Here is a 990-nt window from a genome sequence, read left to right as displayed (position 1 = left end):
CCATGGATCGTGCTCCTAGTCGCGGTGCTGTTTGCCGGCACCGCCTTCACGCTGTTCGGCACCATCCGCCAGGAACTGACGCCGACCGAGGACCGCGCCGCCGTGCTGTTGCGCATCAGCGCCCCGCAAGGCGTCAGCCTCGACTACACCACCCAGCAGATGCAGAAGATCGAGAAGCTGATCCAGCCGATGCGCGATTCCGGCGAAATCCGCAGCACCTTCGAGAACGCCGGCCAGAACGGTTCCTACAACTCCGGCTTCATGGTGATGACGCTGGCGCCGTGGAACGAGCGCAGCCGCAGCCAGCAGGAGATCATGGCCGAGATCAGCCGGCTGACCAGGCAGGTGCCGAGCGTGCGCATCTTCCCGGTGCAGCCCAACAGCCTCGGTATCCGCGGTGCCGGCAACGGCCTGCAGTTCGCGCTGGTCGGCAACGACCGCAAGGCGCTCGGCGACGCGGCGGTGAAGATCATCGCCGAGATGCAGAAGGACCCGCGCTTCCAGACCCCGCGCCTGTCCATCGACCCGACGCAGCCGCAGCTGGCGGTGGCCATCGACCGCGAGCGCGCCTCCGACCTCGGCATCGACATCACCGGGCTGGCCAACACCTTGCAGGCCATGCTCGACGGCAACGACGTCGTCGACGTCTACATCGCCGACCGCAGCTATGGCGTGAAGCTTGTCTCGACCACCAATCCGATCAACGACCCGACCGATCTGGAAAACATCTTCTTGAAAACGGCCGATGGCCGCTTCGTGCCGATGTCGACCATCGCCACGCTGACCGAACGTGCCGTGCCGCCATCGCTGTCGCGCGAACAGCAACAACCGTCGGTGGCCATCACATCCAACCTCAACGGCGACTTCGCGCTCGGCGATGCGCTGACCCGTGCCGAAGAAATCGCCACACCGCTGCTGCCTGCGGGCAGCCGCATCCTGCCATTGGCCGAGGCAGCGACGCTGGGCGAGACCAACAGCGCCATGATCACC

Annotated in this window: 1 protein-coding gene; it reads left to right on the top strand. The window is 65.9% G+C overall.

Annotation, left to right across the window (positions count from 1 at the left end; translation table 11 throughout):
* The coding region (locus tag EN935_RS37650; protein WP_164771786.1) for an efflux RND transporter permease subunit at window positions 1-990 on the top strand (990 nt) is incomplete at both ends.

The sequence above is a fragment of the Mesorhizobium sp. M7D.F.Ca.US.004.03.1.1 genome (genome assembly GCF_003998635.1).
Taxonomy (GTDB): domain Bacteria; phylum Pseudomonadota; class Alphaproteobacteria; order Rhizobiales; family Rhizobiaceae; genus Mesorhizobium; species Mesorhizobium loti.
This window is presented reverse-complemented; position numbering and strand designations above follow the sequence as displayed.